16 protein-coding genes and 2 tRNA genes are annotated in these 13,681 nt (G+C 52.6%); 5 read left to right on the top strand and 13 right to left on the bottom strand.

Annotated elements, in window-relative coordinates; genetic code table 11:
- Nucleotides 1-5: 5 nt before the first annotated feature.
- Nucleotides 6-398 (bottom strand): HIT family protein, encoded by a 393-nt coding sequence (locus tag M1158_02770; protein ID MCL5100018.1) that lies wholly within the window; start codon nucleotides 396-398, stop codon nucleotides 6-8.
- A gap of 217 nt (nucleotides 399-615) precedes the next feature.
- On the opposite strand from M1158_02770, the gene M1158_02765 reads away from it, so the two are divergent.
- Complete coding sequence (locus M1158_02765; GenBank protein ID MCL5100017.1) at nucleotides 616-1,770, top strand: MFS transporter; 1,155 nt, start codon at nucleotides 616-618, stop codon at nucleotides 1,768-1,770.
- Between the two features lie 31 nt (nucleotides 1,771-1,801).
- Here the strand turns inward: M1158_02765 and M1158_02760 are convergent.
- From M1158_02760 to M1158_02705, 12 genes are all read right to left on the bottom strand, one after another.
- Nucleotides 1,802-1,876, bottom strand: a tRNA-Ile gene (locus M1158_02760).
- Between the two features lie 37 nt (nucleotides 1,877-1,913).
- Nucleotides 1,914-5,393: a hypothetical protein gene (locus tag M1158_02755; GenBank protein MCL5100016.1), complete on the bottom strand. Its 3,480-nt coding sequence runs from the start codon at nucleotides 5,391-5,393 to the stop codon at nucleotides 1,914-1,916.
- Between the two features lie 84 nt (nucleotides 5,394-5,477).
- Complete coding sequence (locus M1158_02750) at nucleotides 5,478-6,101, bottom strand: 30S ribosomal protein S3 (GenBank protein MCL5100015.1); 624 nt, start codon at nucleotides 6,099-6,101, stop codon at nucleotides 5,478-5,480.
- 8 nt (nucleotides 6,102-6,109) lie between these two features.
- On the bottom strand, nucleotides 6,110-6,877 hold the full coding sequence (locus M1158_02745; protein MCL5100014.1) for a hypothetical protein: 768 nt from the start codon (nucleotides 6,875-6,877) through the stop codon (nucleotides 6,110-6,112).
- Nucleotides 6,878-6,886: 9 nt separating this feature from the next.
- Nucleotides 6,887-7,273 carry a ribosomal protein S19 family protein gene (locus M1158_02740; GenBank protein MCL5100013.1) on the bottom strand — a complete coding sequence of 129 codons (387 nt, stop codon included), beginning with the start codon at nucleotides 7,271-7,273 and terminating at the stop codon, nucleotides 6,887-6,889.
- Nucleotides 7,274-7,282: 9 nt separating this feature from the next.
- A complete protein-coding gene (locus M1158_02735) occupies nucleotides 7,283-7,501 on the bottom strand; it encodes a hypothetical protein (GenBank protein MCL5100012.1) in 219 nt (72 codons plus the stop codon).
- A gap of 41 nt (nucleotides 7,502-7,542) precedes the next feature.
- Nucleotides 7,543-8,253 carry a 50S ribosomal protein L2 gene (locus M1158_02730; protein ID MCL5100011.1) on the bottom strand — a complete coding sequence of 237 codons (711 nt, stop codon included), beginning with the start codon at nucleotides 8,251-8,253 and terminating at the stop codon, nucleotides 7,543-7,545.
- A 3-nt stretch (nucleotides 8,254-8,256) separates the two neighbouring features.
- Complete coding sequence (gene rplW / locus M1158_02725; protein ID MCL5100010.1) at nucleotides 8,257-8,508, bottom strand: 50S ribosomal protein L23; 252 nt, start codon at nucleotides 8,506-8,508, stop codon at nucleotides 8,257-8,259.
- A gap of 4 nt (nucleotides 8,509-8,512) precedes the next feature.
- Complete coding sequence (gene rplD, locus M1158_02720; GenBank protein MCL5100009.1) at nucleotides 8,513-9,307, bottom strand: 50S ribosomal protein L4; 795 nt, start codon at nucleotides 9,305-9,307, stop codon at nucleotides 8,513-8,515.
- Nucleotides 9,308-9,312: 5 nt separating this feature from the next.
- Nucleotides 9,313-10,272: a 50S ribosomal protein L3 gene (gene rplC / locus M1158_02715; protein ID MCL5100008.1), complete on the bottom strand. Its 960-nt coding sequence runs from the start codon at nucleotides 10,270-10,272 to the stop codon at nucleotides 9,313-9,315.
- 151 nt (nucleotides 10,273-10,423) lie between these two features.
- Entirely contained in the window at nucleotides 10,424-10,732 is a 309-nt protein-coding gene (locus M1158_02710; GenBank protein MCL5100007.1) for a hypothetical protein, read from the bottom strand.
- A gap of 11 nt (nucleotides 10,733-10,743) precedes the next feature.
- Nucleotides 10,744-11,256 carry a 50S ribosomal protein L15e gene (locus M1158_02705; GenBank protein MCL5100006.1) on the bottom strand — a complete coding sequence of 171 codons (513 nt, stop codon included), beginning with the start codon at nucleotides 11,254-11,256 and terminating at the stop codon, nucleotides 10,744-10,746.
- A gap of 294 nt (nucleotides 11,257-11,550) precedes the next feature.
- Here M1158_02705 and M1158_02700 point away from each other — a divergent pair, with 294 nt between their 5' ends.
- The 4 genes from M1158_02700 to M1158_02685 all read left to right on the top strand — a co-directional run bounded on the left by M1158_02700 (nucleotide 11,551) and on the right by M1158_02685 (nucleotide 13,548).
- Nucleotides 11,551-12,462, top strand: a complete 912-nt coding sequence (locus tag M1158_02700; protein MCL5100005.1) for a hypothetical protein — start codon at nucleotides 11,551-11,553, stop codon at nucleotides 12,460-12,462.
- Between the two features lie 89 nt (nucleotides 12,463-12,551).
- Nucleotides 12,552-12,626, top strand: a tRNA-Met gene (locus tag M1158_02695).
- A gap of 133 nt (nucleotides 12,627-12,759) precedes the next feature.
- Entirely contained in the window at nucleotides 12,760-13,245 is a 486-nt protein-coding gene (locus tag M1158_02690) for a hypothetical protein (protein MCL5100004.1), read from the top strand.
- 21 nt (nucleotides 13,246-13,266) lie between these two features.
- On the top strand, nucleotides 13,267-13,548 hold the full coding sequence (locus M1158_02685; GenBank protein MCL5100003.1) for a 50S ribosomal protein L44e: 282 nt from the start codon (nucleotides 13,267-13,269) through the stop codon (nucleotides 13,546-13,548).
- Nucleotides 13,549-13,681 lie beyond the last annotated feature (133 nt).

The raw sequence follows: 13,681 nt of genomic DNA, 5'->3' as shown, positions 1-13,681 counted from the left end.
TATTTTTAATTGGCGAGGAGCTTTTTGAGCGTTTCCTGCTCTGTTTGGGAGAGCATGCCACGCTTTGAAAAATTGTTGGGCTTTCCGGCATACCTAGGTATGACATGGATATGGACGTGCATTATGAGCTGGCCTGCCGTATCCCCCACATTGGTGCTTATCTGTACGCCGTCTGCCCCAAGGCGATCCCTTAGCATGCGTCCGAGCTTTACGGCCATCAATGACATGCCGGATATAACTTCATTGGGCGTTGAAAGCAGGTCTTGATAATGCTCCTTTGATATGACGAGCATGTGGCCGCGTTCTATAGGGTACTTGTCAAATACTGCATAGCACAGCTTGTCTTCCGCAATTATCTTGCTGTTGTCGTCCTTTAGTTTGCAGAATGTGCATTCCACCTAACCACAAAGCTCTTTTCATGGCAATCTATATAGGAGTTGCGGCAGGGCGCAATGCTTGAAAGATTAGCACGCAATTGCAGTTATTAAATAGGCTTGGCGCGTATTAATGCAAATCGTATAGTGACGAGCTGATTGTATAATCAAAGATAATGTAGATGGACGGTTCAAGTACCTGCTTTACTCAAGGGCATTCAGAAGCATAGCCCTGATATACATGAGCCTTGCCTTTTCGCTTTATCTCACTGCGCTGCACATAAGCATAATAGAGGTGGGCCTTGTAGCCGCAACTACAATGCTCTTCATGGTCTTCCTCACGATGCTTCTTGGCATTATAGGGGACAGGAAGGGCTACAGGGCAGAGCTCGTAATTGCTGAGACGTTTGCATTTGCAGGGGCGCTTATCATAGCCGTATCATCCTCAGTTGCATACATAATTGCTGGTATGATAATAGCTGGGTTGAGTGGAAGCGCTGGAGGCATGCGAGGAGCATTTTCTCCTGGAACAAATGCGTTTGTTGCCAACAACTATAAAGAAGGAAAGGAAAGGGTCAGGAAGTATTCATTATTGACAATGACGGCTTCGGCAGCAGCCGTTGGAGGAAGCATAATCTTCAGTCTGGTTTCACCATTGAGCTTATATGTGGGATTGCTCAGCGCATATAGGTACCTGTTCGTCATTGCAGCGGCGCTTCTTGGCGTTTCAGTTATATTCTTGATGATGCTACACGACGCCCAAAGGCCTGCCAAGACTACAAAGATCATGAAAAAGAGCAGCATAAAATACTCTCTGAGGATGATTGTTGCAAACTCATTGGGCGGCGTGGGAATGGGCCTTGTGATGCCCCTGCTGCCCTTGTGGTTTAAACTCTCTTACGGGGCCAGCCCCCTCGAGATAGGCATAATATTCAGCGTTGTATACATCGCTACTGCATCCGGTTCATACGTATCTTCGGCCATAGCGCACAAGTTCAACGCACTCAACATATCTTCTTATACTAGGATGCTCAGCGGCCTGCTGCTCTTTCTAATGGCAATATCGCCTGCGCTTGTCATTGTAGCATTGGTGTATGTCGCTAGGGCGATAATAGCCGGTTTCGGAAGCCCGAGCAGGACTTCTGTCAATGTAAGGGGCATAGATACAGAGGATTATGGAGCTGCGACAAGCGTGCAGGGCATAGCCTCAAGGGCAGCGCAGCTAAGTTCCGGGGCAAGCGGCTACCTGATGGACTATGCATTGCCCGTACCGATATTCATCGGCGGCATATTCCAGCTTTTGAGCGGCGTAAGCTACAAGCTTCTGTTCAAAGACGCAAAAAAGCAGGGCGAGGAACCGCATTCCGGCCATAGCATGGAGAAGGGCAATGGGTAAGAAGCTCGAGGCCGTTTTGCACGCTAATTGATGGGCCTGGTGAGATTTGAACTCACGACCTACGGCTTATAAGACCGCCGCTCTGACCAGGCTGAGCTACAAGCCCATGCAAGGAGTATTTGTCTCGGAAAGGAATTAATAGGCTACGGCATGGTGTAGTTGTTGTGCACCCACGAGGGCTTGCTCGGCACAGCAGGCAGCGTGCCTGTGAAGTTGTTAAGCTCAAATATGCGTATCGGGTACGTGCCGTTGATGTAGTTTATGCCCGTAGCGTTGCTTGGGTATACCTCTGTGAATCCTGGAAGCTCGCCAAGGAAGAAGCCCCTGTAGTAGTTTGAGGTGTAGAACTTGGACGGTGCGTCGGTTATGGTGCCGTTCGGCCCGTTCGGGAGGTATATTGTCGGGTATTCTACGAAGTCTGTGCCTTGGATGGGTATTACGCCTACGTAATAGCTCAAAGGTATCATTGCATTCATTTTCGCGCCGGTAGACGTGTAGAGCTGCGCCGCTCCGGTCGATGTCGGAATCGTGCTTACGCAAACGCTTGTGTTAGATAGCGAATTGCCCTGCACCTCGTAAGACTTGATATAGGTGCTTGTCGAGTTTGATATCGAGCAGTAGAAGTTCAGCGACGATGTGTTTGCTCCGATCAGCGCATCCAATGGCACGAGCGTGTACGCTGGATCGTGGCTGAGCTCGCATGGAGAGTTGCCGAGCACATACGGCTGGGGCGGGCTCTGCAGGCGTCCCTGTGCTATCGCGTATGCCCTAGATGTCTGGTTCACGTCGACGCATGCTAGGAAGTCGAGCGCCTGCCACTTCGATATGAGCTGGTTGTCGAACAGCACATACTTCGTCTGGTTGGTGTTCATCATGTTGGCCAGTACGGACGGGCCGAAGCTGTCGTTTGTACCAAGAACGAAACTGGCTGCTGTGGCATAATCCTCAAGCGCATTAGCGTTGTCGCCCCTGAGCACCGCATTGGTATTGCCAAACCAGTTGATCCAGTCGCCATAGTCCCACCATGAGAGCACCCTTGGGGCATAGGGGCCGAGGTTCTGGCGCATCCAAGCGGTAGCTTCAAGCCAGTATTGCGGAACCACATTGCAGTACAGGTCGTAGCCTATGCTGCTCGTCGAAGCGAGCGTATTGCAGGCGGTGGTTGGGCTGGAGGCGTGAAGAGCAGCGGCAGAGAAAGCTGAAAGTATGGAAGTGCTTTCGCCCATTATAGGTGAATGGTTGACGAATATTGCAGCTATCTCTATCACTAGCAGCAGAACTATGAGCCCCCAGAGCTTGCGCTTTTGTGTGTCCATCTTGTGGGTGACTAGCAGTATGAACAGGTAGACGAATGCAAACAGGCTTGATATCATGAACAGGCCTGCAGTAAAGACCAGGACCATTATGAAATTCATATGCATAGAGTCGGCTGTGACTTCGTCCTGCTTCCACATAGATTTGCCAAGCGCCTGGCTGAAATAAAGAAGCAGCAACAGCAGCACTATGAATATGAATGCTATGGCGTAAAGCGCTGCAGTCGTCGACAGGGAGAAGCTTATGAGCAGTGATACGAGGCCCAAAGCGGCAGATACCATGAGTACGCGGTCCCGGTTCTTCAGGCCCTTGTAGTAGTCTGACTTGACCATGAAATAGATTTCGCCGAGCATTATGCCGAAAAGCATGATCAGCGCTACCCCGAAGTGGGGAAGATACTTTACTTCTGAGAATCCTGCAAGCATCAATGGCAAGGCTATGGCCACATAGAGTATACCTGTCTTGCTGTTCCTTATTCCTATAGACAGGAAAATGAAGAATATCGAGATCAGGCAAACCAGCCACAGCACTATCGGCACCCCACCGATACTTGAACCTAGCAACCCTAAGCCGCTGGATCCGAAGTTGTACAGCGGACCTGTCGGTATGTACTCCTCAACAGTCATGAAGAGCGCAGACGAAGGCGTCGTGAACTTTGTGCTTAGGTTAAGGTATGCTTTTATTGGATTGCCTACAGGCGTAGCAAATGTCAATGCTGCCACGACTACAAGCAGGAATACGAACCAGATAAGATACTCAGTAAAGTTAAGCTTCTTGAACAGCATGTTGTACTTCTTGAGCGCCTTCGGCACATATTCGAATATCGCTACGATTATGAGCGCAGCTATGGGCAGGCCTACAGTGATAGGCATGCCAAGAAGGTTTGGTATGCGACCAGAGAGCGTGGCGTGGTATGGGTGATACGCGATCAGGAAAAGCGATATCACGATTATAACTATTATGTTCATCTTGAAGAAATCGCGATTCAGGTCATTCCTGAACGCGCTTATTATGCCTTGTATAAGTATGTAAATGGCGAGAACCCCGGCATCTACTGTGTAGTAGTGGGCGCCGAGGAACGTTGAGGCGAATGCTACACCGGCCAGTATGGCTAGCCTTGTGCTCTTCATGTCCTTGACTGCAAGCATGTATGCCGCGAAGAAGAAGAAAAGCGTGAATATACCCCAAGGTTCGAGAAGCTGCTCTCCTGATACGAACGTGGTGAACAGCACAGGCATGGTAGCTGCAAGCGATGCGCCTATGAGGCCGATGTACTTTCCGTACTCGTGGTAGAGCAGCATGAACACGACAAAGACGAGTAATGCTGCAGTTATAGGGGCGTAAATCCCGCCTACATAGCTCATCAGCGAGGTGCTGAACGTTGCATAGTGCGGGCCAAGGGAGTTGGCCAGCGAGTACCAGTAAGCCTCTAGGTAGGGCACTATGGGCTGTATGCGCATCACAGTGCCTGCAGCTATGGTCGGCCAGGCGCTTGGCGAGAACAGCACCTGATAGCCGAATGTCAGTATTGACTCTGCGCTAAGCATGTCGAAGTACGGATCGAACTCGAAGAACTGTGGGGTTATGCTGACGCTAAGCATGCGCGTTGCAAACGTGAGCAGCATTATCGTGAGCAGAACCAGCCACACCCAATTTGCGCCGAGCCAAACGCCGCGATGGCGCGTTGCCTGTGTGGTGCCGCTCTTAAGCTTGGACAGCAGCAGGCGCTCCTCCTGTTCGTGGTCGCGCATCAGGCGCTCTTCCTCCTCAGAGTGAAGCCTGGATATGTGGGCGCGCTCGTTAGGGTTGAGGTTGATGCCGCTCATTTCTCCCTCATGCCGCCTGCGCATATCGCCCTCCTCTGCCTGGTGCCGCGATATCACCGACCTTGCAGCCTCGTATTGGGATAGCTCTTCGCGCAATTGAGTGATAGTCATCTTTGCCTCCTTCTCAAGAGACGCTATCTCGGCCCTTTCTGCGGCTACAACCTCCTTGCGCTTACTGCCCAGCACAGCGAACAGGCCGTCGAAGGCACCCTGCTGTATGCAGAGCGCCAAGCCTACTATTGCAAGTATAATGGCATTGGCTTCGAAGAGAGGTAGCGAGAACGTGAACGCGTGCACTGCATTCATGAAGTATGACTCTATCCAGGTGGCGCTCGCTGGCGCTATGAGGCCGAATATGAATCCTATGACAGAAATCTCGAAGAAGGATAACTTGGTTTTGCGGAGCAGTGCCAGGGCGAGAAGCTCGCCAGGCACGAACATAGTTATGAAGGCGATCAATGCAGTAAGTATTATGTAGCCCATGCAATCGTTCCGTTGCGCTGCTTCTTCCCTTTTGCGAAGCCTATGCTAAAAACCTTTCCGCACGTTTCGCTAGCCAAACCGCATTCAGCTGTTCAGTATTGCCTTTGGTATTTCAACGGCCTTTATTTCCCTGTCTGGGAACTTCGTGCCTGGCGGCACTATTCTTACTATCACGCCAATTGCGCCGTATTTCGGATAGGCTGTAGCAACGCCCACATGTACCAGCGATGTGACGTCGCCCGCTTTCGGTATGTAGCCCACGCTCTTCCGTATTGACCTGGCGCGTGCTCCCTTCGCTGCCAGCTTGCCGTTCATTATTATCTCTGCACCCAGTGCCCCATTCTCCATTATGACCTTGAGCGTCGACTGTAGGATCTTCCTGGGGTTTATAGAGCGCTCTAGCTTGAACGTTATGTCTTTTGCGACAAGCAGCGGCTCGAGCATCTTGTTGCCGACTTCCACAACGCTTATCTGCGGATTGTTGACGTCAAACTTGGAGCGTATGGTTTCGGTGAGCTCGTCAATCGTCTTGCCGGCCCTGCCTATGACCCTGCCGGGATTGAGCACATACACAGTTATGCGCGTCAGTACGGGCGTCTTCTGTATCTCGACGCGCGAGAAGCCCGCCTTCGAGAGGTTTCTCGAGAGGAACTTCGATATGTTAAGCTTTATTACCGCGTCGTCGATGAATTTTCTTTCGATGGCCATCTATTCACCTAATTCTTGCTTGCAGACTTGTCCTCAGCCTGGTTTTGAGGTGCAGAACGCGGCGGCTCGTCTGAGGGCTTGCTCTCCTTCGGTGTTTCTTGCGTGGCTGGCTTGCTGCCTGCTTCTGATTGCACCTTGGCCAGCCCTATGCCTGTTTTCAATGTTGTTTTGGCGTTTGGCGCCTTCGCCTTGACCTGCGCCTTCGGCTTCTGCGGCGCTCCCTTCGCCTGCGCATTCTTCTTTGCAGACATGGAGCTGAACTTCTTAAGCATGAGCATCGTCTGCCTGCCGAGCTTAACGTCCTCTGGCACGGCAAGCCCTATCTCCACCTTTGACAGCTCTATGTCGCTGTGCCTTATCGACGGGTAGCCATAGCTGTCAGAGTGGTAGAGCATGCCTTTTGAAGGCGAGCGTCTGACTATCTGTGTCTTGTTGGCCGATGCGTGCACAACGAACATGCCCGTATCGTCATAGCCCTTCGACCTTGCGACAGCCATGGCATTGGCGAGCACCTTCCTGACCATTGCCGCGCACTTTTTTGGGTACCTGCCCTTGCGGCCGTGCAGCTCGTGCCTAGAGCCCATTCCCTTGTTGTTTCTCTTGAACTCTATCGGGGCTCCTGCATCCACCACGCCGTCCAGTATCGCCATCGCGCTTTCTGTCGGTTTGTAGCGTATCGAGTCGCACACCGCCGCCAGATCCTTGTGGCTGGCGTTGAGGTCCTTGGCTCCAGCGAATACGAGCCTTTCTCCCTTTGCATTGAACGAATACTTCACTAAAACGCCTCACTTCTTGTCAAGGAACTTGCTGCCGCGCGTAGCCTTTATTCCAGGAGCAGAGTGCTGCACGCGCTTGGTCGTGGGCGAGAACTCGCCAAGCCTGTGCCCAAGCATGTTGGGCGTTATGCCCACCCGCACGAACTCCTTGCCGTTATGAACATCAAACTCCATGCCGACCCATGAAGGCAGAATAAGGGCTTCCCTCATGTGCGTCCTGACGGGCTTGCCCTGAGCCTTCCTGCTCTCTATCCTCTCGGACAGCTTTTTGTACTGAATGGAGTTGCGTGAGAGCCAGCGCCTCTGCCTCGACTTGACGAGCCCTTTGTATTCGCTTATGCTCATCGCTGCCAAAGCATTCGGAAGCCGGCCCTTGAACGCAATCCTTTCAGCCATGTTTTACACTTACTTCCTGCCTCGGGCCTGCTTGGCCCTCGACACGTAGCCGCTCGAGTCTATGAAGTACAGGTAGCCATCCTCGCGCGAAACCTTCTCCTGCGAGACCTTCTCCTTGCTTCCCTTCTTGCCCCTCATAGGCGTGCGCCACACGTAGCCGTCCTTGCCAAGATAGTATAGGTAGCCTGGCTCTCTCTTAACAGCCGTGCCTGATATTCTCTCTGCCATGATAACACCGTCTAAATTATCGTTGTATCGGTATTTATTCCTTACCTTTTCCTTCTGCCAGTGCGCCTTGCGGCTATGTGCCCGACCTTCCTTCCGGGCGGAGCGTTCCTCGAGGTCATGCTGCTCTTGCCCTTATGGTGCTGCTTCCCACCGAACGGGTGGTCCACAGGATTCATCTTCACGCCGCGGTTCCTTGGCCAGGTCCTGTTGATCGCGTGCATGATGTAGTGGTTCTTGCCAGCCTTTACCAACGGCTGGTCGCTCATGCCCCCGCCCGCAACTACGCCGAGCTGCGCCCTGCACGCCGAATCCATGGTGACCATTGCCTTAGAAGGCATGAGCACCGTTACGGTATTGCCCGTGCGGGACGTTATGTAGGCGTACGCGCCTGCCGCCTTGACGTACTTGCCGCCGTCGCCGGGCACGGACTCTATGTTGAATATAGGTATGCCCTCAGGTATGTCGGCAAGCCTCATGACGCTGCCAATGCTGTAGCTGCCGGAACCGAAGTGTATCTTGGCGCCGATGGCTATTCCCTCTGGCGCAAGCATGAAGCCCCTGCTGAAGTCGTCGTATGCTACCTCCATGACTGGCGATGTGTGGCCCGTATCGTTCTTCAGCCCCATCACCTCTGCGTAGCCGGTGAACGACGGCTCCTTGGCGTAGCTGACGCTCGTATTGAACGTGCCCGGCAGCTTAGTGTACAGGTTGCTGCCCTTGCCCCTTCTTTGCTGCCTGAGTTTCTTTCCCATGCATCACACCAATTTCAGCTTCATGGCGATGTCGCTGGCGTTGAAGCCCTTCGCCAGCTTTATGAACGCCTTCTTCGAGTTGGTTGGTAAGTTGGCTATGCGCACGCTCTCCACCTTCACGTTGAACATCCGTTCGAACTCCTTGCTTATCTCGCTCTTCGTCGAGCGCGTGTCCACAATGTAGACTATGACGTTGCCACGTGAGACCGCGTTGATCGACTTTTCTGTCGCGAGCGGATATCTGAGCACCGACATGCATTCACCTCAAGCTTAGCTTGCTTATCGCTTCTGTCACGCCCTTTACGGCATCTTCGCTCCATATCGCCAGCACATGGTGCGCGCCGCCTGGCGCGAGCTTCTCTATGCTGAGCTGGTCGACGGTGCTCACCTCCACGCCGGGTATGTTGCGCGCGGCCCTGGCTATGCCTTTGTCGGCATTGACCACGACGAGCACCCTGCGCGCCTTCGGCTTTTGGACTGACGAGCGCCTTACTCCCTTCCTCACCTTTGAACTGCCTGAAAGCACATATTCGAGCACACCAATGCCCTTGAGAAGCGCGAGCACGGCCTTAGTTTTGGTTACCGATTCAATGCCATTTGATACCACTACAGGAAGGCTGACCGATAGGCCTGGCGGCATGCTCTCGTTGCTTGCGGTAGCTGCTACGGCGCTGGTGACCGCGCTTCTGTATTCGCCGTCGTTTATGCTCTCGTGTATGCCCTTCTCGACAAGATGCGGGTGCGCGCGCTTGCCTTTGACGGACGAGGGTATACGCCTTATCTTGCCAAGGGCTCCGCCTCCGAGCTTCTCTCGGGGCCGTATCGCCTTGCCGACGTGCCTGCCGGAGCGCCATGACATCATGGCGCCGTAGTATGCTGCCGTAGTCTGCATGCCTGCCAGGACGAAATGGCCCTGCGGCTGCATTCGCCTTGACTGCTCGGCGACGGCGGCCCTGCTTATCAGCCAGGGCTTTACCTCACCGCTGAAGATCTGCGGCAGCTCCACCTTGCCGGCCTGCCTGCCGTCCGGAGAGTACAAGTTGGTGGTTGCCATCTAATTCAGCCCGTTATGAATGTGAGTTTGGGCTCATTCGCGCCCTTGGCGCCCTGCCCGCTTATGGATTTCCTTATCCTGACGAGCCTCTTGGCAGCGCCTGGCACAGAGCCTTCTATGAGCACGTAATCGTTCCTTACCTGGCCGTAGTTTGCAAACCCCGACTTGGGGTTTATTTCGTGCGCGCTCTCCTTTTGGCCTATCTTAAGTATGCGCTTGCCCTGCTCCGTGCGGTAGTTGAATCCCATCTGTCCGGCCCGTGGCACGCTGTAGAGCACCTTCCCTGGAGTGAACGCCCCGATGGGCCCGACGTGCCTTATCTTCTGCGTTGCCTTGTGGAACTGCCGCGAGGCGCCGAAGCGCTTTATCGCACCCTGCCAGCCCTTGCCCTTTGTTATGGAAATCGTATCTATGTATTCGCCAGGCTTGAACACGTCTGACGCTTTGAGCTCCTTGCCAAGAAGCTTCGATAGCGTGTCAAGCTTTTCCTCGACGCTCTTTCCTCCGACAGCGCTCTCGAACCTGGTAGTGTGGTGCTGGCCTACGCTCATGCCCTTCGGATACGCGGCCACGAGCGCTGTGGCGTCGCCGTATTCGCCGGCCTTCGCCTTCAGGTCTGCGAGCTTTGTTTCATCGGCCTTTACCTTTTTGATGCCTAACCTCTCTGAGGCCTGCCTGTGCAATACTTCTGTGGCAGCGCCCCTGTAGCCTGAGTTTGCATCGCGCTTGTAGAGCCTTATGCCGTAAACTTCCATCTTTGGAATTTCGAGCACAGTACCGGCGCGCATTACCTCCATGCCCTTGGTGGGCGAGTTGGAATCGTCGACAACTCCAAGGCTCACCATTCCGGCCTTGTACGCGATTATTCCGGAAAGCGCCGGCTCAGTCAGTATTGGCGAGTTCCTGATGCGTGGAAGCCTGTGCCGCGCACGCCGCCTGGGCCAGTATTGTAGCGATCCTGCCATTCGAACCACTGTGCTGCAATGCTCTAATTGAAAGTGCACCGAAGTGAAAAAGATGACACGTCGTGCGTCCTAGAGCCAAGCATATTGATGGGCGCACATATTTATAGATTTTTCATTATGCGACGAAGTACCGGTAGACACATGGATGGCGCTATATTAGGCTGGATGAACGTCGGCGCCTCGCCTGCCGACGCTTGGCAGCGCTGCCGTCCGTCTGATGCCGCCTAGCAAGCCTTCCGGTGCTTTCTATTATGCGTATGTCGCGCATTATCGAGTTCAATGACGCGCGCAACGCGGTTGCATCGTCAGCTGCTATGCTTATTGAGATCGAGGCTTTGTCCTCTTTCGTAGAGATGCTGCTGCGCCTGTATGCCTTGTAACCGCCGATAACGCCTTTGTATTCGATTGGCAGGCGCTTGGCTATTGTTATCGTTGCCTTGTAGGAGTTTGCGCTAGCCATGGGAAACACGGTCAGCGCGGCGGGCCGCGGGATTTCCTGCCGGAGCGGGTAAGGCCGCGCTGGGCCCTGCACCTTCTTGAGACGACAGAACTGTAGAAGGGGTCGGCCATGACGACCTGGCTTGCCCTGTCGAGCAATATCACCTCGTAGAAGCGCCTTTCGCCCGTTTCACCGACAAAATATGAATTTAGGACCTCCATGTTCGCGAATCTGACAGCGGCGCGCTCTTCCGCGATCGTTTGCAGGGACTTCGTCCTGGAGAAGAAGCGTCCGCTCTTCGACGGTTTCCTGCCACCGCCTACTGCAGGGCGCATGCGCCTGCCTTTGCGGATAGATACCCTAGCTATGTGCACGCCCTGCTTGGCCTTGTAGCCGAGCTCCCTTGCCCTTGCTAGGTTAGTCGGCCGGATCGCCATTGACACGGCAGACTCCTTGCCCCATGCGGCAAGCCTGTCCCTATAGGTCTGGGAGCGTTCCTTGTATTCGGTTGCGAACGCCTTCTTTGATTCTTTGTAAAAGCCCATAATCTCCCTCGCAAACTTGCAAAATAAGCGTCAGGCTTGCAGTAGAGGATTCTGCATGTAAAGGTATTTATATCATGTGCTGTGATACGGTCTCGCTTCAATCGATAACCAGCGAAGAGCGTTAGTGCGACGACATGGCAAGCGCAATGCATAAATATTTCCTGCGCTGCAATATCCTAACCAGTGGTTCTTGGAGCACAAGCAGAATTTACGAAAGCCATCATAGCAACCATTAAATACTAGAAAAGACAAAATACTAGATGCATAACAGGAACCTACGCTAAGGCGCATTTTATGGCAAAAAAGGCAGTTCACGCTTCGAAGAAACGCAGGGCAGCCGCAGCGCGGCAAAAGCGCAGCACAGCCAAAAGCAAGAAGACGAACATTGCTAAGCGTACGCACCTGCACACGACAGGCATGCGCCCCGGTGCAAGCGCCGTGAAGCGCGATCGGAGAAGCACGGCCAGGCACGGGAGTAATGCAATCAAGGGCAGGCACGGTACTGCAGCTTCAAACCGCCGTGCGCCCGCAGCTCAAAAGCAGGCTCCAAGGCCGGCAAAGGCAGGCGTTGTAGACTCTGCGGAGATGTACGCTAGAGCCGCAAGCGTGATAATAAACAGCCTGGGGAGCAACGATATGGTATCGTCTTATCTCAGGAAGAACGTGAGCAAGCGGGCTATAGAGGTAGTTGAGCTCCTAAATTCCCCAAAGACAGATGAGGAGATTGCGGACAAGCTTGGCTTGAAGATCAACGCGGTAAGGCGCATACTCAACATAATGCAAGGCTACGGCATAACCAACTACAACATTTCCAAGAACGTCGACGGCTGGCTTTCCTTTGCGTGGTACATAAACGTGAACAAGATAGGGCAGTTCCTGGACTATGTCAAGAACATGACGCAGACTGGCGATGTTGTCAAGGACAACTGCAATGACTACTTTATCTGCAAGAACTGCTATGACGACAATAAGCTTATCTTCACCTTCGATGCGGCCTACGAGGCCAGATTCAGGTGCACATGCAATGGCATGCTTACTAGGATAGATAGGATAGAGGCCGACCGGCTGGTGAGGGAGGCGAACGAGCAGATAAGCGCCGAAAGCGCCCAAAAGCTGGCCGGCGCTGATGATGAGCAGGAGACAGAGAAGGGTGCAGAGGCAGCCTCCGAACCATACAAGCTTGCGCAGGGAAAGAAGTACAGATAACAATTCACGCCTGCACGCAAAGAATGCACTATTTTAATAGTTTGGCGTGATAATATGCCTGCAGTCATTGGGGCTTGTGTTGATTTCGAAGCGAGGTGGGGTAGTCTGGAGTGCCCGCCGGGCTCATAACCCGGAGATCAATGGTTCAAATCCATTCCTCGCTATCCAAGCTTAGGGACCCTGCAATTCCGGTATTCGGCCGTTGTTAATAATATATATACCTAACAAAAAACAAAATTCAAGTATTATAGTTGCAGTGTTTGTGTTTTATGATTAGAGGAAGATAGGGGTGCTGACTTGACTATGAATATAAGTTATGATTACATCTGGCAGATTTACCAATCTGAGAAAGCAACCAATACACTTCAACTCATACCCAAAAGTTTCTATTCGGACGTGCAAGCGTTTGTTTCAGAACTGGACACAGCAAACAACGAAGAATCAACAACAATCAAAACTAATACCATAAGGATTGTAGATGCCATATTCCAACGCCGCAAGCAAAAAATAATGGTGTATGTTGCGTACGGCAAGCAGCAGCCGCAACCGGCCCCCGCAGAAGAGGCCGAATTCTACAATGCCCTGCAAAAACTTTTCAGCAACGAAAATTTAAGCGCTGGAAAAATGAGCAAACCATCATTACACGCACTCAGAGACATACCTGAGATTTTCCTCCCATCAGGAAACAAGATAGGGCCTATAAACAAATCCAGCATAGTGGAGGTTTCCAACGAGGAGGATGCGGCATACCTCATGTCGAACAAGCTCTGCGAACTATCATGATGCTACTAAACAGTGGTTACAATGAAGATACCAAAGGAAATCACAACATACTGCCCCAAATGCAACACCCATACCCCTCACAAAGTGACCATCTATTCAAAGAAGCCGAACTCGGGGCTCAATATCGGCCAGCGCCGCAGGGACAGGAAGCTGAAGGGCTACCACGGCAAGGTCAAAGGACAAGCAACAGTAAAGAAGATGGCAAAGCGGCAGAAGGTGCTTCTGGAGTGCAAAAAGTGCGGCTATACTGTCGAAAGGGTTTTGGGCTCCCGCACCAAGAAGAAGCTCGAATTCAACATATGAAATTGATTTAATAACATAGGCAAGAATTCCCCCAATCTTGTTGGGGGATGAATTGCCACAACAACCATTACTTTTTCTATCGATCTACTTCTGACGGCAGAGTTACTGCGGATCTACGCAGTCAGATTTTCTG

This window comes from Candidatus Marsarchaeota archaeon, assembly GCA_023473665.1.
In the GTDB taxonomy this organism is placed as follows: Archaea; Micrarchaeota; Micrarchaeia; order Micrarchaeales; family Micrarchaeaceae; genus JAMCYM01.
This window is presented reverse-complemented; position numbering and strand designations above follow the sequence as displayed.

What these genes read in the sequence shown, in the direction of transcription:
- M1158_02710 (MCL5100007.1), bottom strand. Translation starts at nt 10,732, where the DNA reads ATGGCTAGCGCAAACTCCTACAAGGCAACGATAACAATAGCCAAGCGC.
- M1158_02750 (MCL5100015.1), bottom strand. Translation starts at nt 6,101, where the DNA reads ATGGCCATCGAAAGAAAATTCATCGACGACGCGGTAATAAAGCTTAAC.
- M1158_02730 (MCL5100011.1), bottom strand. Translation starts at nt 8,253, where the DNA reads ATGGGAAAGAAACTCAGGCAGCAAAGAAGGGGCAAGGGCAGCAACCTG.
- M1158_02755 (MCL5100016.1), bottom strand. Translation starts at nt 5,393, where the DNA reads ATGGGCTACATAATACTTACTGCATTGATCGCCTTCATAACTATGTTC.
- M1158_02740 (MCL5100013.1), bottom strand. Translation starts at nt 7,273, where the DNA reads ATGGCTGAAAGGATTGCGTTCAAGGGCCGGCTTCCGAATGCTTTGGCA.
- M1158_02705 (MCL5100006.1), bottom strand. Translation starts at nt 11,256, where the DNA reads ATGGGCTTTTACAAAGAATCAAAGAAGGCGTTCGCAACCGAATACAAG.
- rplD (MCL5100009.1), bottom strand. Translation starts at nt 9,307, where the DNA reads ATGGCAACCACCAACTTGTACTCTCCGGACGGCAGGCAGGCCGGCAAG.
- M1158_02735 (MCL5100012.1), bottom strand. Translation starts at nt 7,501, where the DNA reads ATGGCAGAGAGAATATCAGGCACGGCTGTTAAGAGAGAGCCAGGCTAC.
- M1158_02765 (MCL5100017.1), top strand. Translation starts at nt 616, where the DNA reads ATGAGCCTTGCCTTTTCGCTTTATCTCACTGCGCTGCACATAAGCATA.
- rplC (MCL5100008.1), bottom strand. Translation starts at nt 10,272, where the DNA reads ATGGCAGGATCGCTACAATACTGGCCCAGGCGGCGTGCGCGGCACAGG.
- rplW (MCL5100010.1), bottom strand. Translation starts at nt 8,508, where the DNA reads ATGTCGGTGCTCAGATATCCGCTCGCGACAGAAAAGTCGATCAACGCG.
- M1158_02700 (MCL5100005.1), top strand. Translation starts at nt 11,551, where the DNA reads ATGGCAAAAAAGGCAGTTCACGCTTCGAAGAAACGCAGGGCAGCCGCA.
- M1158_02685 (MCL5100003.1), top strand. Translation starts at nt 13,267, where the DNA reads ATGAAGATACCAAAGGAAATCACAACATACTGCCCCAAATGCAACACC.